18 protein-coding genes and 1 tRNA gene are annotated in these 15,067 nt (G+C 36.2%); 5 read left to right on the top strand and 14 right to left on the bottom strand.

Translation table 11 applies throughout. The features are described from left to right. Window positions 1–65: 65 nt before the first annotated feature. From WDZ98_RS01595 to WDZ98_RS01580, 4 genes are read right to left on the bottom strand one after another with little or no spacing between them, the layout of a single operon-like run. A complete protein-coding gene (locus tag WDZ98_RS01595) occupies window positions 66–242 on the bottom strand; it encodes a hypothetical protein (RefSeq protein ID WP_368058236.1) in 177 nt (58 codons plus the stop codon). A 23-nt stretch (window positions 243–265) separates the two neighbouring features. Further along, window positions 266–499: an Lrp/AsnC ligand binding domain-containing protein gene (locus tag WDZ98_RS01590; protein WP_368058238.1), complete on the bottom strand. Its 234-nt coding sequence runs from the start codon at window positions 497–499 to the stop codon at window positions 266–268. A gap of 53 nt (window positions 500–552) precedes the next feature. Next, window positions 553–1,197 (bottom strand): nitroreductase family protein, encoded by a 645-nt coding sequence (locus WDZ98_RS01585; protein ID WP_368058240.1) that lies wholly within the window; start codon window positions 1,195–1,197, stop codon window positions 553–555. Window positions 1,198–1,254: 57 nt separating this feature from the next. Continuing rightward, window positions 1,255–1,440 carry a hypothetical protein gene (locus tag WDZ98_RS01580; protein ID WP_368058242.1) on the bottom strand — a complete coding sequence of 62 codons (186 nt, stop codon included), beginning with the start codon at window positions 1,438–1,440 and terminating at the stop codon, window positions 1,255–1,257. A gap of 175 nt (window positions 1,441–1,615) precedes the next feature. Here WDZ98_RS01580 and WDZ98_RS01575 point away from each other — a divergent pair, with 175 nt between their 5' ends. Further along, the gene (locus tag WDZ98_RS01575; protein WP_368058244.1) at window positions 1,616–2,854 is read left to right on the top strand and encodes an MFS transporter; all 1,239 of its coding nucleotides are present in this window, start codon (window positions 1,616–1,618) and stop codon (window positions 2,852–2,854) included. Here the strand turns inward: WDZ98_RS01575 and WDZ98_RS01570 are convergent. From WDZ98_RS01570 to WDZ98_RS01530, 9 genes are all read right to left on the bottom strand, one after another. Then, window positions 2,847–3,053 (bottom strand): DUF2061 domain-containing protein, encoded by a 207-nt coding sequence (locus WDZ98_RS01570; RefSeq protein ID WP_368060916.1) that lies wholly within the window; start codon window positions 3,051–3,053, stop codon window positions 2,847–2,849. The two genes, WDZ98_RS01575 and WDZ98_RS01570, sit on opposite strands and share 8 nt — an antisense overlap. Window positions 3,054–3,253: 200 nt before the next feature. After that, the gene (locus WDZ98_RS01565) at window positions 3,254–3,841 is read right to left on the bottom strand and encodes a hypothetical protein (RefSeq protein ID WP_368058248.1); all 588 of its coding nucleotides are present in this window, start codon (window positions 3,839–3,841) and stop codon (window positions 3,254–3,256) included. 212 nt (window positions 3,842–4,053) lie between these two features. Then, window positions 4,054–4,677 (bottom strand): hypothetical protein, encoded by a 624-nt coding sequence (locus tag WDZ98_RS01560; RefSeq protein WP_368058250.1) that lies wholly within the window; start codon window positions 4,675–4,677, stop codon window positions 4,054–4,056. A 229-nt stretch (window positions 4,678–4,906) separates the two neighbouring features. Further along, window positions 4,907–5,959: a hypothetical protein gene (locus tag WDZ98_RS01555; RefSeq protein ID WP_368058252.1), complete on the bottom strand. Its 1,053-nt coding sequence runs from the start codon at window positions 5,957–5,959 to the stop codon at window positions 4,907–4,909. 258 nt (window positions 5,960–6,217) lie between these two features. Continuing rightward, complete coding sequence (locus tag WDZ98_RS01550) at window positions 6,218–6,619, bottom strand: putative toxin-antitoxin system toxin component, PIN family (RefSeq protein WP_368058254.1); 402 nt, start codon at window positions 6,617–6,619, stop codon at window positions 6,218–6,220. A gap of 18 nt (window positions 6,620–6,637) precedes the next feature. Beyond that, the gene (locus tag WDZ98_RS01545; protein WP_368058256.1) at window positions 6,638–6,883 is read right to left on the bottom strand and encodes a hypothetical protein; all 246 of its coding nucleotides are present in this window, start codon (window positions 6,881–6,883) and stop codon (window positions 6,638–6,640) included. Between the two features lie 552 nt (window positions 6,884–7,435). Continuing rightward, on the bottom strand, window positions 7,436–7,711 hold the full coding sequence (locus WDZ98_RS01540) for a hypothetical protein (protein WP_368058258.1): 276 nt from the start codon (window positions 7,709–7,711) through the stop codon (window positions 7,436–7,438). A gap of 307 nt (window positions 7,712–8,018) precedes the next feature. After that, window positions 8,019–8,100: transfer RNA gene (locus WDZ98_RS01535), tRNA-Ser, on the bottom strand. Window positions 8,101–8,144: 44 nt separating this feature from the next. Continuing rightward, window positions 8,145–8,408, bottom strand: coding sequence for a hypothetical protein (locus WDZ98_RS01530; RefSeq protein WP_368058260.1), 264 nt, complete (start codon window positions 8,406–8,408; stop codon window positions 8,145–8,147). A 96-nt stretch (window positions 8,409–8,504) separates the two neighbouring features. On the opposite strand from WDZ98_RS01530, the gene fen reads away from it, so the two are divergent. From fen to WDZ98_RS01515, 3 genes are all read left to right on the top strand, one after another. Then, window positions 8,505–9,527, top strand: a complete 1,023-nt coding sequence (gene fen, locus WDZ98_RS01525; RefSeq protein ID WP_368058262.1) for a flap endonuclease-1 — start codon at window positions 8,505–8,507, stop codon at window positions 9,525–9,527. Between the two features lie 133 nt (window positions 9,528–9,660). Then, window positions 9,661–9,924, top strand: a complete 264-nt coding sequence (locus tag WDZ98_RS01520; RefSeq protein WP_368058264.1) for a hypothetical protein — start codon at window positions 9,661–9,663, stop codon at window positions 9,922–9,924. A 16-nt stretch (window positions 9,925–9,940) separates the two neighbouring features. After that, entirely contained in the window at window positions 9,941–10,336 is a 396-nt protein-coding gene (locus tag WDZ98_RS01515) for a CBS domain-containing protein (protein WP_368058266.1), read from the top strand. A 231-nt stretch (window positions 10,337–10,567) separates the two neighbouring features. Here the strand turns inward: WDZ98_RS01515 and WDZ98_RS01510 are convergent, their stop codons facing one another. Beyond that, on the bottom strand, window positions 10,568–11,878 hold the full coding sequence (locus tag WDZ98_RS01510) for an alpha/beta fold hydrolase (RefSeq protein ID WP_368058268.1): 1,311 nt from the start codon (window positions 11,876–11,878) through the stop codon (window positions 10,568–10,570). A 106-nt stretch (window positions 11,879–11,984) separates the two neighbouring features. Between WDZ98_RS01510 and WDZ98_RS01505 the strand changes: the two genes are divergently transcribed. Continuing rightward, the gene (locus WDZ98_RS01505; protein ID WP_368058270.1) at window positions 11,985–14,687 is read left to right on the top strand and encodes an HAD-IC family P-type ATPase; all 2,703 of its coding nucleotides are present in this window, start codon (window positions 11,985–11,987) and stop codon (window positions 14,685–14,687) included. Window positions 14,688–15,067: the final 380 nt, after the last annotated feature.

Genomic DNA, 15,067 nt, shown 5'->3' with positions numbered 1-15,067 from the left:
GTACAATACACCGATAATGATTAAAAAAGATATAGTAGAAATCACAGGATCCAATCCTCCTAGATCTATTTATTAAGAAATTCTTTGATTTTCTTTAGATTTGTAACGTTTGACTCATGAAACATCATCATTGATTCAGATAGGGATTTTGGTAAAACAGACTTGAGGTTGTTTACAAGGTCGTCTCCGCTAGTAATCATATTGTCAATGAGTTTATCAATATCATTTTTTTCATCAGTCAATGTTATTTGGTAGGGAACTAATCTTAATTATCTTTTTTTATCAATGTCGCAGTAGAACGAACATTTTTGAGTTTTTGAATATTCCATGAAACAATCTCTCGTATTTTTTCAAAGTTTTCTGCTTGTAATTTCACCAACATATCATGGGTTCCAATTGTTTCAAAGACATCTACAACTTGTTCAATTTCCTTTAATTGTTCTAGGATTTCTGTTTCAGCACCCAACTCACAGTTAAGCATCACATATGCATCAGTCATAAAATAAACAACAATCCATGATTATTTAAAGATGGGTGATTATAAGTGAAAGATTACCAAGTTACATGAACCAAATCTTTTAGGTTTCTTCTAGGTTTAGGGAATTTAGTTTGTTCAGGATAACCAATGCACAGAACAGATGAAGGAACTAGATCAGTTCCAATTACATCCATCACTTTTTGCTCATCAAACATTCCTATCCAAATTGAACTCAATCCTAGTGCCTGAGCAGCAAGTTGTGAATATCCTGCAGCTAGAGTTGCATCTTGTATGGCAAATTTCTTTAGTACATAATCTGGAAAATCAAATTTTACTCTTGAAGGATTTTTGCAAAAGACTAGGACAACTGGTGCGTTAACATAAGGTTGCTTATTACATGCTTCAACTAGGAGTTTTTTCTTTTCTGGGCTTTTCACATAAAATATTTCAAATCCTTGATAGTTTCCAGCAGTAGGAGCCGTATCAGCAGCAGCAATAATTTTATCGATTTTTGTAGTCTCTACAGGTTTATCTGAAAATTTTCTTGTCGAACGTCGCTTTGCCATCACAGCAAACAAATCAGTGTCTACAACTTCCGAAGGTCCAGATTTTAAAATAAAATTCAGTAGATTATTTCTAACGTCATCATCAAGTGACTCAGGAATTTCTTGTGGTTCATATCCTAAAGGGTAAATCTTTTCTTCTTTGGGTTTATCCACAGATATGGTACAGAAAATAACCTATTAAAGAATTGCAAACTCAAATATCATTAAAGGCTATTCTGCGTCAAAAGAATCACATCCAGAAGTACAAGGCTTATTCATTACGCCTTCACATGCACCTAATTCGTTATGCATAATTCTATGATGCCCACAGATTTTGCATTTTTCTCTAAAATGAGATATCAATTCTGCAGTTGAAATTCCAGATTCTTTAATTTTTGATCCTATCTGCTCGGTCATATACGATTTGGAGGAGATAGGACTTTAAACATTTGCAGTTCTAGTTTTATCGCATACACACTAGACAAAACATTGTTTCTTTGTACCATAAATTTGACTATCTAATTTCAAAAACAATATTTCACCTGAATTGAATAATCTCATGATTTCCACAAAAAAATGGATGTTCTTCATAATGCCAGCAAGCATCACAGCTGAAGGCATACATATTGCAATACCCTTGTTTGTGTTATTTCTTGGTGGAAATGTTGCAGACGTTGGAATTGTAATTGCAGTGCATTATGGACTTTCTTCATTAGGGTCTATCTTTTGGGGAAAAGTCATTGACAAGTATCACATAAAAAAAAGAATTTTAATCATCTGTTTTTCAGTAATATCTGCATCTAGTTTGACAATGTTTTTTGTATCAGAAATTAGCATGGTCTTTATTCTTTCAGCAATTATGGGATTTTTCATAATTGGAAAAAACCCAGTTACACATCTTTTAGTGATGGAATCAGTTTCAAACAACCAATGGGGAGTTTTGTTTTCAAGAATTTCAATTATTTCAAGTTTTGGTAGTCTCATAGCATTTTTGGTTGGAGTGATATGGGAATCATTTTTCGATCTAAGACCGTATTTTATTTTCTGTGCAATAGTAAGCATCATTGCAGTGATACTAAGCATGGCAGTGGAAAGGAAAAACCTGATTGAGAGAGAGACACTGGTTCATTCAATTCATGGTCTAAAACACATTTTCAGCTATAACAGATATCACTTTCAAATCATATATCCAAAAGTTCCAAAAATTCACGACTTTAAACACATCATTTCAGTTTTCAAAGGTAAAATCACACATGAAATTGGAATCTTGTTGTTTTCAAATTTTTTATTTTATTTTGGAAGTAATACGTACTTTACTGCATTCATTCCATTTTTAAAAAAATATGAATTTACAGATTCTCAAGTTTTTCTAGTATACATGATCCAAACAGTAACATTGCTTGTAATTTTCTTTTTGGTTCCTAAAATGATAGCAAAAATTTCAGAAGAACGGGCCATACAATTAGCTTACATACCAAGAATACTCGGAATTGTAATTGCAGTTACTCTAATCCCACAGATGATGGGGATAGAGCCATTTCTTGCTGCAGTAATATCATCATGTCTAATGGTAGGTGCATTTTCGATATACAGTACTGCAAATTCATTAATCTTATTCAAAGCCATTCCAAGAGGATTTGAAGGAACATACTTAGGAGTACATAGCTTCATGATTGGAATAGGAATATTTTTTGGTTCTTTGACTGCAGGATTTCTTTCTAATGCTATAAACTATTCAATTTCTTTTGGAGTTGCAGCGATATTGATAATACTAGCACTAGTAATGTTTAGATGTTATTTGAAACATCGACTGTCACAGAAGATTATTTGATATCTAAAATTTCTTTATTTTGATTGACGCCCCACGTGATTTTACCCCACATTCTTTCATGAAAATAGTAAATCACAGTTGCAAAAATATTGAATAGTATAGTAATCAAAGATGTATCATACAGGCTATTGGTCAAAATATAACTCAAGGCAAACAACAGTATTGTAGTTGTACCACGATATATGATAGTTTTTGCCAAAGTTCGTTTCTGATTTTCCAATAATCGTCAGAGTAGTGTTTTAGTATATTCATTGTGTTGTCCAGACATATTCTAAACATCCTTTTAAGCAAGTAGTTGAAAAAACAATGCCAAGAAATAGAGTTGTTCAATTATTCTAACATATTTTTTGAGCAAAAATATTATTATTCTGTATAGATTAATTTTAATTCACGGATGTACTATTGAAAAGATTTTATCACATCTATGATTTCCCCTAATAGAATATCATCAGAATTTATAAAAAAAGTTCCAAAAATTGCAATGATTACCAGAGATGACGCACCGATTATCCTTACAACAAGGTCTTTTTTGTTATGTTTTCGCTGTTCTGTTGAGAGTCCATCAAGAACTATTTTAGATATTTTTTTTGTCATATCCTCATCAACCAAAGTGCCATTTTGTTTAATTGCGTCAAGATGGATGTTACTTACAAAAGGGAAATTTCTTGCATTACATTTGGTACAATTGACATTCTTTATTGTGATTTTAAACAAAACAGCAATAAAAAATGCAGAAAAAACTGCAACAATGCTAAGAAAAGGAATCAAATCTCCACGTACAAAAAGATAACCATAAACTAAAACAAAGAATCCAAAAGGCGGCAAAACAAAAACAAAATTCTGTTTTGCTCTTGAGGTTTGAAAACTTCTTTTCTTATGTATCAGTACTTTAAGTGAGCCACAATTGGAGCAGTGTTTTAGTGGACAAACTTTGGTAATATCGCTATACTTTGTTTGACACAATGGACATTTTTGCATCTCTTTCATTATGTAATCACAATGTCGATAAAAACATGCCAAAAAGTAATGGTTTTGAAATTTGTGTCAAAGCCATAGCGCCGGGAAAGTGAACGGTACAAAAAGTTTGACGCCCCCACATGTCAAAAATTAAGATTTGACCGGATGGTATCCGCACCACGGGGATTCAGCTACGTTTTGGGGTCAAATTTGGACGCATATGTGCCTAAAGAGTCTGGTTTTCATTTTCTTCTCCAGTAGAACAACAGTCCCAATGCAACTCCCATTGCAGTTGCCATCCCAACAAGTATTGTTGCAATATCAAATTCAGGGTCAATTCCCAATCCGCCCACTCCAACTTTTTTAGATGCAAGTTTCATTGATTCATCAGTCTCATATGGGTCAGAAAGAGGTACCCAATCGCAGTATTTGGTGTTAAAATTCCAGCCTTCAAACTTCATCTGTGAAAACTCTTCGCACAGTTCTTGGTTGGAGGAGGGCATATAGGGAGACGAGTGGCATTGTTGATCTGTTGAATTGTAATAGATATCCTTTCCATCACATGTACAGATATCAATTCGCGGACAGGTTGGAAGGGGTGCAGGTCCAAGTCTCTGAACAGAAGGATCTTCTTGCCACATACCATCCTTGAAGATCCAGCCGTATGGAACTTCTACCCAATTACAATCAAAGAATACAAAGTTCTTTGCAGGTTTTTCATCAGGATTTTCAATGCATTCCCTTTCTTTTAGCAAATCAGTTCCGAGACGTTCTTCTAACATTTCAGATGATCCACCCATGTATTGGCCAAAGGCTACGGGGAATACAAAGACAAGTGCAAAGATTATCAGAAAACTAGTTTTCATGATATTTTTTCACTGTTATCTCATATTAAAAAGAAAAAATGGGGTGTTGTGCTTAGAGGTAGGAGTCAGCTGCGCTATTGATTTCGGTTATGCTTCCGCTGTGGAATTCATCGGTAAAATCATCTTCATTTAAAGAGACGCCGCCTTTCATGTACTTTGCTAGAACAAAAAGTACTGGCGACTCATGAATCAGGCCATCTTATGGGCGCACAACACACAGATGCGGAAATCAACGATAAATATACCGTGCATCATAACCGTCTGTGACGTACGTATCATCGACCATTTGCATAACTGCATATCCATTATTCGTCGGATCATCAATTCCAGGAATGTCCCATGCTTCTCCAAGGCCGCCATAGTCCTTGTCATCTCCTAGGAAAGCCAAGACCATGTCCCTTGTAGTGCCAAGACCATCCCACTCTTCTTCCAGATCAGTCAGGTTACCACCAATCGAGCTGCTGTCAAGATAGGTGTTTCCCGCACAATCAACTGAAAGTAAGTTCATTGTTGCCTCAGTATCATAATAGATAGAGTTCATGCCGCCTACAATTGTCAGGATCTGCGTGGTACAGGATCCGCCGTGTAATGTGATGTAGTCAGTATCTGCAACTACTATCAGACCAGCTTGGTGACCAGGGTCGGCACTTGCTAGTGGAATAATGCCGTCTTCAATCCAATCCACTGTTTTAGATTCCGCTTTCATATCTGGCATGTGTCTGACATCATCACCAAAGTCAAGATTTGATGTAAGATCGGAAAGATCATACATGATCTGCTTGTCTCCCTGAAGTGTTTTATCCATGAAGGATAATGGCTCAATTGCAATTTCAGTATCTGCGGTTTTGATAAAACCAGATACATTGTCATCTGAAACTACCAAGCTTACCCTGCTGTCTGAATCGCCACTCACATAGCCAGTATAGATTTTGATATGATCTATGGAGACTACAGTTTCAGACCCATCAACCATTTCATAAGCTTTAAAGTTTTCATCCAAAATACTTCTGTCCTCAAATAATCGCAAGTCATACTGGTCTCCCTTGTAATTGATCGAGAGATGGTTTTTGCTTATATCGTTACGAATATTCTCAGGTTCAAAGTTTTTTACTTCAAAAGATTTTATGGATTTTGGTATCTTTGTTTGCTCAATAATAGTTAATGAACCGCTTGCTTGATTTTCATCGACTCCAAATGCATTAAGTTGCATTGGAACAAAGGCCAACACTATCAATACCGAAGATGCCAACACTATTGTTGCTTTTTTGTTATTCATAGTCATTACCATTTCCAATATTGGAATACTCTATTAAGTCGCGCTCAGTACATAGATAGTATGTGATCGCATACTATCGATATAGATAGTATCTATATGCTAAGTGTCAGTCCAGAATTGATACAACATCATTGTATTTTTTATCAAATGTAACATCTAGTTTTTTCTGATATCTGTTACGACGATGAAAGTATTGAGTGATGTTACATCAGCATACACTCAAAGTGTATCAGATAAGGAACAACTGTACAATTAGTAATTATTTTACAAGATCTTGAGCATTTGGGCAACGGTAACTATCTTAATATTCTTAAATTCTTTTATCCTGAGAAGATCATCATCTCCTGAAACGATATAATTCGCATTTCCATCGTATGCTGTATTGATAATCATGTCGTCATCAGGATCATCTGAGACTTTGAACTTTGAAGTTATCATTTTGATATCACTGGAAGATGCAAGTGCAATCAATACATCATTAATTTCATCGTTTGTCATTTTGAACTTAGGTCTACGTATAACACCAGACACTTCGTTGATTATATCACGGGATGTAACTAGAACATATTTCTCGTCATCTATGGCTTTCTTCAAAAGCTGTCTTGGTTTCCCGTTATGAAACATTGCACTGATCAAGACGTTTGTATCAAGCACAATACGATACATCTAAAACATCTCACAGTGCTACTTTTTACGCTTAGCCTTTCGATACTTTTTGACTTTAGCTATTATCTCTTCATCTGATACCTTGATCTTCTTAGAATCCATCTTGTTAAAGATACGATCCCATTCCTTTTGCACGTCAGGAACACGAAGTGTTTTCATTACTATGATGTCTCCCTTGCGCATTACGACAAACCTTGTTTTTGCCTTTAGGTTCATTTCCTTTCTAAATAGTTGTGGGATCACAATTTGACCCTTCTCGCTCATGGTTGTTATTTCAAGTTCTTGTGACATTTTTCTTACCTGTAGTAATATTTTACTTTCTTACCTTATATAGTTTAGCTATCACGGATTTGCACATTATAACGATTCGTCCAACATTATCTCGATTTTCTCTGATTCATTATTGAAATCTATCTGACTGTACACATAGTATCTTTGCTGTCTCATCAAAACGACTTCTTATCCATGTGATCTTGACTGGGTCTAGCTTTGCCATGATGTGGTAACGTCTGCCCCTGCTCCATACAAACCGTGATCTTAATCTCTCAGTTAGGGGATGAACTAATTTCAGGATAATAGACTTTATCTTCTTCCAATGATTACTAGAAATTGTGTGAGTTAATAAAATTATTTAAGAATTCAGCAATTGAAAGGTTTTTTGTTTTTGGAGATTCTGAAAAAGAATCTATGAAAAGAATTAATGAGTATGTTAAAACAAAATTTGGAATGTCATTGTATTTTTTAATTAATACTACGTCTTGTCTACATCTTATATGTTCTAACCCAAACCCATAACCATCTAAGTATCTGTCGAAATTAATGTCCTTTTTTATTGTGTCTGAAAGCATGGTATATTGCATAACCAATAACAAAAGAAAGTACAATTAATGAAATTATCAACATTGATTGTTGTTCATATTCTTTCTTTTCTTTACTAATTTGATGAAATTTGGAAACAGATGTACCAAGTCGTTCTTCTAATTCAGAATCAGATGCACTGGTAGAAACATTTCCAATATATTGTGCAGTAACATCTGGAATTGAAAACATAAATAATAATCCAAAGAAAAACATAGTTAGAAAATAATTCATAAGATATGATATTGAATACCAATTCATAAGCTTTACTAGCACATTTTAAACTCTCTATCTAAATAAGAAATTATACATCAAATATTAGAGTATGATATTATTAATTTCATGATATTTATCATTTACTTCAATTCAGATTGAATGTATTTTACAGTTGAAGTGTATAATTGGAAAATGTTCATTTGAACAAACACCAGAATTGTGCGTTCATTTGAACAAACATTTTTGCATAATTCATCTATTGAGAATTTTTTGATAGTCTTCAGGTTATGCCATTCATAAAATGAATATTTTATGATAGTATGAACGCCGGGAAAGGGATTTGAACCCCTGCACGCTTGCGCGTAGCCATTTTCGAGACGGCCGCCGTACCACTTGGCTATCCCGGCACAGAGGGTAAGATTTGCTCCATAATAAAGCAAATTAGAAAATATCATGAATTGTCAATATCAAATAATTCATCTTGAAACTTCTTTTTTATTTGATCCTTTGTTTTTCCCCATTCTTCATCACTTACAGTATCTGTAAAAATTGAATTAAATCCATCAAAGATGCTAATATTCAGAACGGAAATTATTTCTTGTTTTTCAGATTCGGAAAAAGGAAAGTATGATAATATTTTTGAAACAGAATCATCATGAGAGTAACGAATTTCAAAAATTTTATCTTTTAAATGAGAGGGAAAATTAACAGTCATTCTTAATGTCATGTAATTTCCATATTAAATCGATTTCAAGAGGCCGATCTTTTTGAAAGATAAACACAAAATACCTCCAAATCAACCACATATTCCATGGGATTAAACCTAAAGGAGTTGGTAGTAAGAGAAAAGACCACACTTGAGGCATTTTCAAACAAAGTTATTGCAATAGATGCATACAATGCAATTTACCAGTTTTTAGCAAGTATTAGGGGACCAGATGGATTACAGTTAACAGACGGAGAAGGAAGAATCACCAGTCACCTAAGTGGATTACTATACAGAAATGTCAATTTTCTATCATTGGGAATAAAACCAGTGTATGTTTTTGATGGCAAACCACCATCATTAAAAACTGCAGAAATTGAGCGTAGAAAACAAATCAAAAAAGATGCTACTGTAAAATACGAAAAAGCAGTTGCAGAAGGGAACATGGAAGACGCAAGAAAATTTGCACAGCAAACAACTAGTATGAAAGATGGAATGGTAAAAGAATCAAAACAATTTCTCACATATTTTGGGATTCCATATATTGAAGCACCATCTGAAGGAGAAGCAACTGCAGCTCATTTAACAAACACAGGTCAGGCATTTGCTTCTGCAAGTCAAGATTATGATTCCATATTGTGTGGAGCTAAAAGACTAGTAAGAAATTTTACAAACAGTGGCAGACGCAAGATTCCAAATAGAAATACATACATTGAGGTACTTCCAGAAATCATTGAAACACAAAAAACTCTTGACGCAATTGGAATAACAAGAGAAGAATTAATTGATGTTGGAATTTTAATTGGTACTGATTTTAATCCTAATGGTTTTGAAAGAATCGGACCAAAGACTGCAATGAAATTAATTAAACAATATTCAAGATTAGAAGATATTCCACAAATTCAAGAACAGTTAGAAGCGATAGATTTTCAACAGATAAGAAAAATATTTCTAAATCCAGAAGTTGCAGATGTAGATGAAATTGTGTTTAACGAAGTAGATTATGAAGGAATAACCAACTACCTAGTCAAAGAAAGGAGTTTTTCTGAGGATCGAATTCAATCCACATTGAACAGATTAAAAAAAGCACTTGAAAAAAAGAGCCAGAATCTAGATCAGTGGTTTTAGCTAACAAATTCATCTTTCATACTTCATAGTTTGACTAATTTTATGGTCAAGCAATTCTACAAAGTTCTAAAAAAATTTAATCCACAAAAAGACTGGTGTAAAAGTTAGACCGCAATATGCAAAATGCCTATCGATGCTAAAGGTAGGTCAAAAAATCAATCAAAAAGACTTTGCAGTAGAATTTGGGCACGAATTTACGAGTAAAGACACACAGAAAGCAGGAGAAGATGAGGTTTATCACGCATTCATGCTAGGCAGAAAAATTGAAATTTTGCAAGTGGCATCTACAGTAGAATTAGGATACGGAATACCAGATGAGGATTTTATCAAAATAAAATCAATTGTATATTTTATGAAACAACACAGAGGGAGCAGATTCAAAAAAAAAAGGCAATAAATCAATAAAAGCCAAAATGATTTACACTAAAAACCCCATAACAATATCTTCAGAAAAATATCTCAGTAATGCCAAGAAAATAATGACCCCGAAAAGATTAGATCATCTTCCTGTGATGAATAAGGGAAAAATAAAACAAGTTCTCACACCTGCGCATATAATAGAATATATTACAACATCAGAGCATCAAGGTAATAGGTCCATTGGAATACGAACCATACATAAATTAGAATTTAAAATTGGAAATATTGGCAGTATGCGAATTCCTCACTGTTCTCCTGATGATGATCTTGAGAAGATTCTAAATTCTATGCTAAAAACTGACACTTCTTGTTGTTTAGTTAACCATGGAGATGTTCTTGAAGGCATCGTAACGTTTAGAGATATTCTTGAATTGATCTCAAAACCTTAATTGAACATCAAAATCAGAATCAACCGAATTTTGAAGTGTAAAGACTGTTTTACACATTTTTGATGATGTGATAATCTCTGTTTTTGATTTTATCAAATCCTTTTTGTTACAATGATGATTCTAGAACAATCCCAAAATTACAAAAATAAAAAAGGTATTATCAGGGTATTATCATTGTGAGGGGGCAGAAATCTAATTTTGCATCTGCAAATCATTGACATGTGTGTTTGTTTAGGAGTGTTTTGTGAGCCACTTGCCTACTTGGGGCCACAGCTTTTTGTGTGCGGACTTGCTGATACACAGTCCCACATGGCCGGTTGGAAATTCGAGTGTCTTTTTATCCTTGCTTGATACTACATCTATAATTGTCCTGCTTGACTCTGCAGAGACAAGATCATCGTTTGTTCCGACTATATTCAGTATGGGCATGATGATCTTTTTGAGATCAATTGGGTTTTTGTCAAGCACCATCTTGTTTTGAATCAGGAGGTTGTTCTTGTAGATGTCCTGTATGATTTGCTCAAAGGCCTTGCCAATAATTGGGACGCTGTCATAGAGCCAGGACTCTACTGCAAAAAACTGTACAATCTCCTTTGCTGTACGGGGCTGACTGAAATAAAAGTAGTACTTTAGGCTAGCCTCCAACGGATTCCTCAGAATGAATGCAACGTTGAGAAACGATGATGGAACGTTCCCAAATGTTTTTACAAACTTTTTGACATCAAAATGCTTGATCCAAGACTCGAGGACAGTTGGCTTTTTTCCAAAGTCAGTTGGAGTTGCATGAAGGATCAAGTTTCTTACGTTCTCTGGATGCAATGTAGAGTATATCAGGGAAAGTATTCCTCCCCAGCAATACCCAAACAGGGTTACATCCTTGGAGCCGGAAATCTCTTGCACTTTTTCAATTGCTTTCTCAAGATAGTCGTGCGCATAGCTTTCAAGCGACATGTTTTCGTCGTTGACTGTGGGCATTCTCCAGTCTGTGGCGTATACGTCAAAGCCAAGTTGGTGAAAGTGTCTAATCACGCTTGTCTCGGGAAGCAAATCCAAAATGTAGTGCCTGTTGATCAGTGATCCTACTACAAGAATTGGCGTTTTGAATTTTTTTGGAAACTGTGTCTTGTAGTGGTGTATCTCAAACTTTCCACTCATTGGAACTACCTCCGAAGGGGTCCGGTTGACGCTGTCCCTGACAGGCTCTACTAGAGAATCGTAATTGCCAATCATGGTTTCAATGTACCTGTACATCTTATCATGATGAACAGTTGATGCAAAGTCAGTATAAGATCTGAGCAGTTCGGATAGGGATTCAGAAAAAACAGAATCTTTTATGGCTGTTTGTAATTGGGCATCAAAGGTTTTTCTAAATTCTCCTTGAATCTTTTTGCTTGTTAGTTCCTGCAGGGAAGATGCAGTTTGCACTGCCTTGGAAAACGAGTTGAAAAGTGCAAGACCATACTGGCTTTGGAAACCAAATGCGTTTGCTGCAAAACATGCGAACTTGGAAAACGGATCATTATAACTTATCTGATCTTTCAATTATGATGTTTTTAAAAACTGACATATATTGATGTTCTTCAGTATTAAAATGATTTCTTTGGATAATCTAATTACATATGGGCAGCCAGATCACAGACTGCAAGAATTGTCAAAGGAATCGTGGCATTCTCTGTCAACCGATAAAGTTGCAGAGATTCTGCAGACTGATCCCAAGCAAGGCTTAGACCTTAATGAGGCTAACAGTAGACTGGAAAGGTTTGGAAACAATACAATTTCTGTAGGAAAGGAAAAGAGTCATGTACTATCGTTTCTTTTGCAGTTTAGGCAGCCGCTGGTCTTGATTCTTGTTGTAGCAGGTTCCATAACTGCAGTACTGCAGGAGTGGATAGATACTAGCGTAATCTTTGGGGTTGTGATAGCTAACGCATTTATCGGCTTTATACAGGAACGCAAGGCAGGTAAGACAATTCAGGCCCTCGCGAGAGTTGTAAAGAGCGAAAACACAGTAATCAGAAACGGGGAAAAGATCAGGTTGTTATCAAACCAGATCGTTCCAGGAGATATAGTACAGCTTCGCTCAGGAGACAAGGTTCCAGCAGACATGCGCCTATACCACATAAAGGATCTAAAGATTGACGAGTCTATCCTTACTGGCGAATCAGTTTCTGTTCGGAAAAATTCTAGCGTTTTTAGTCAGTACACAGATCTTGCGGAGCGCAAAAACATGGCATATGGAGGAACCTTGGTTACGAACGGTTATGGGATAGGGATAATCACACTTACAGGTGACTATACTGAAACCGGAAAGATATCTCAGACAATAACCGAGGCCCAAAAAATTGAGACTCCACTTACCAAGAGAATGTCTCATTTTAGCAAGACTCTTCTCTTTGTAATACTTGGCCTTTCCATTCTGACATTTGTATTTAGAGTGTTGGTCACCCAAACTTCGACAACAGAATCGTTCATGGAAATAGTGGCCTTTTCAGTATCTGTAATCCCTGAGGGACTACCAGCTGCCATGACAATAACTCTTGCAATAGGGGTAGGCTACATGGCAAAGAGAGGATCCATAATACGCAAGCTTTCAGCAATTGAGACTTTGGGTAGCACCACAATAATATGCTCAGACAAGACAGGAACAATCACCGAGAATCAGATGACAGTGTCTGAGATTTATGCTGGCAGAAAATTCTTTGAGTTGTCGGGAACTGGGTTTGAGCCAGTAGGACATATTACATATGAGCAGAGCGATGTAACCCTAAACGAACACGAGGCATTAAGAGAATGTCTTACTGCGGGTCTATTGTGTAATGATTCTGAGTTGGTTCAGAAAGGAAAGAGTTGGGAGGCAAAGGGCGATCCTACAGAAGTTGCATTGATTACATCTGCACACAAGGCAGGCCTAAAACATGCCTTGAAATTGATGTCCAGAATAGATGTGGTTCCCTTCGAGTCTCACCTACAGTTTATGGCAACACTGCATGAGGATTCTGAAAACAGGATAGTTTACGTAAAGGGATCTGTTGAAAAGATTCTTTCGATGTCTTCACACCAGTTAATTGATCACTCCGGTGAGAAACTTTCAGGAAACGACGTTGCAGAACTATCAAAAATTGCAGAAGACATGGCCTCAAAGGGACTGCGGGTGCTTGGTTTTGCCAAAAAGAATACTGTAAAAAACAGCATAACCACCTCCGATGTGGAAAGCGGGCTGGTCTTTCTAGGATTTCAGGCAATGCTGGATCCTCCAAGACCTGAAGTAATCGACGCAATAAGGGAATGCCAGAACGCAGGGATATGTGTTAAAATGATAACAGGTGATAACATGAATACGGCAGTCAGCATAGGGAATCAGATCGGCCTCAATAGGAAAGTACATGGAAAGCAATGCGAGATCATATCAGTAACAGGCAGTCAACTGCAGGGTTACTCTGCTGAGGAACTAATCGAGGTTGCCCACAAGACTGATGTCTTTGCAAGGGTCCTGCCTGAGCAGAAATTCTCTCTAGTCAAGGCACTTCAAGCCAAGGGAAATGTTGTTGCCATGACCGGTGATGGCGTAAACGACGCATCGGCCTTAAAGCAGGCTGATGTGGGAATCGCGATGGGAATTTCTGGTACGGATGTAGCAAAGGAGGCATCTGACATAATTTTAACTGATGATAATTTTGCATCAATCAAGGCAGCAGTAGAGGAGGGAAGACGGATCCTCGACACACTGATCAAGTTCATAGCCTGGACGCTTCCCACAAACTTTGGTGAGGGTATGATTATACTGGCCTCTATCTTTGCCGGTTTCATCATGGCCATTCTTCCAGTGCAGATTTTATGGATCAACATGACTACTGCCTTGGCACTTGGAATGATGCTCATCTTTGAGCCAAAGGAACCAGACGTGATGAAGCGTCCTCCTAGAAAGCCCAACTCGCCAATACTTGCAAGAGGGTTGATAATCCAGATAGCCATAGTCAGCATCTGTATTCTGGTATCTGTTTATGGTCTGTTTGAATGGGCAATAATTGAGGGCAGTAATGTAAATGAGGCAAGAACAATTGCAGTAAACACAATTGTTATGGTAGAGGCGTTTTACTTGTTTAACTGCAGATCTTTGACCAAATCAATTGCTAAGCTTGCTCCATTCTCAAACAAGATGATCTTTGTTGGAGTCGGGATTATGATTCTGTTGCAGGTTGTTTTTACATATGTGCCTTTCATGAACGAGATATTTCAGAGCCAGCCAATCAGCATAGAGTGGTGGTTAAAGATACTTGGAGTGTCCCTTACAACGTTTTTAATAATTGAGGTAAAAAAAATTGTTGGCAACAAGATGAGTAAACATGTATAGTCCAAACATTTTGGTTCTTTTGGTTTTGCATTTGCAGTGTTTCTTTATCTTTTTGTCTCTGGCATCCATTACTTGAGGAATAATTCTTTCATAAAAATATGAAATTTAAGATAAATTTCATTGATGGTATTGAAAAAAATTATTTGTTGAAAATTAATTCAAATTCCATTACACCACTGTCGTAACTATTCTGAATTCCCTTGATTTTGCTTTTGTACAAAAAGAACTTTTTCCATCCTGACTAATCATCTGCTTGTCTGTAGCAGTTTATTGTCATATGGTATTTGAATTCTCTTGTAAACCATACTGGTTGGGATTTATCTCAACGGAGATTTCCTGTGCTGACTTTGGTTTGTACGTTGTATGTTCTATTATGGATC

This window comes from Candidatus Nitrosopumilus sp., from assembly GCF_040878665.1.
Lineage (GTDB): Archaea > Thermoproteota > Nitrososphaeria > Nitrososphaerales > Nitrosopumilaceae > Nitrosopumilus.
Note: the sequence above shows the minus strand (reverse complement) of the source record. Positions and strands in the feature narration are given on the sequence as shown.

Coding starts and splice junctions, on each gene's coding strand:
- fen (WP_368058262.1), top strand. CDS start 8,505: ATGGGATTAAACCTAAAGGAGTTGGTAGTAAGAGAAAAGACCACACTT.
- WDZ98_RS01555 (WP_368058252.1), bottom strand. CDS start 5,959: ATGACTATGAATAACAAAAAAGCAACAATAGTGTTGGCATCTTCGGTA.
- WDZ98_RS01565 (WP_368058248.1), bottom strand. CDS start 3,841: ATGAAAGAGATGCAAAAATGTCCATTGTGTCAAACAAAGTATAGCGAT.
- WDZ98_RS01540 (WP_368058258.1), bottom strand. CDS start 7,711: ATGAATTATTTTCTAACTATGTTTTTCTTTGGATTATTATTTATGTTT.
- WDZ98_RS01545 (WP_368058256.1), bottom strand. CDS start 6,883: ATGAGCGAGAAGGGTCAAATTGTGATCCCACAACTATTTAGAAAGGAA.
- WDZ98_RS01550 (WP_368058254.1), bottom strand. CDS start 6,619: ATGTATCGTATTGTGCTTGATACAAACGTCTTGATCAGTGCAATGTTT.
- WDZ98_RS01520 (WP_368058264.1), top strand. CDS start 9,661: ATGCTAAAGGTAGGTCAAAAAATCAATCAAAAAGACTTTGCAGTAGAA.
- WDZ98_RS01575 (WP_368058244.1), top strand. CDS start 1,616: ATGCCAGCAAGCATCACAGCTGAAGGCATACATATTGCAATACCCTTG.
- WDZ98_RS01580 (WP_368058242.1), bottom strand. CDS start 1,440: ATGACCGAGCAGATAGGATCAAAAATTAAAGAATCTGGAATTTCAACT.
- WDZ98_RS01515 (WP_368058266.1), top strand. CDS start 9,941: ATGATTTACACTAAAAACCCCATAACAATATCTTCAGAAAAATATCTC.
- WDZ98_RS01530 (WP_368058260.1), bottom strand. CDS start 8,408: ATGACTGTTAATTTTCCCTCTCATTTAAAAGATAAAATTTTTGAAATT.
- WDZ98_RS01590 (WP_368058238.1), bottom strand. CDS start 499: ATGACTGATGCATATGTGATGCTTAACTGTGAGTTGGGTGCTGAAACA.
- WDZ98_RS01560 (WP_368058250.1), bottom strand. CDS start 4,677: ATGAAAACTAGTTTTCTGATAATCTTTGCACTTGTCTTTGTATTCCCC.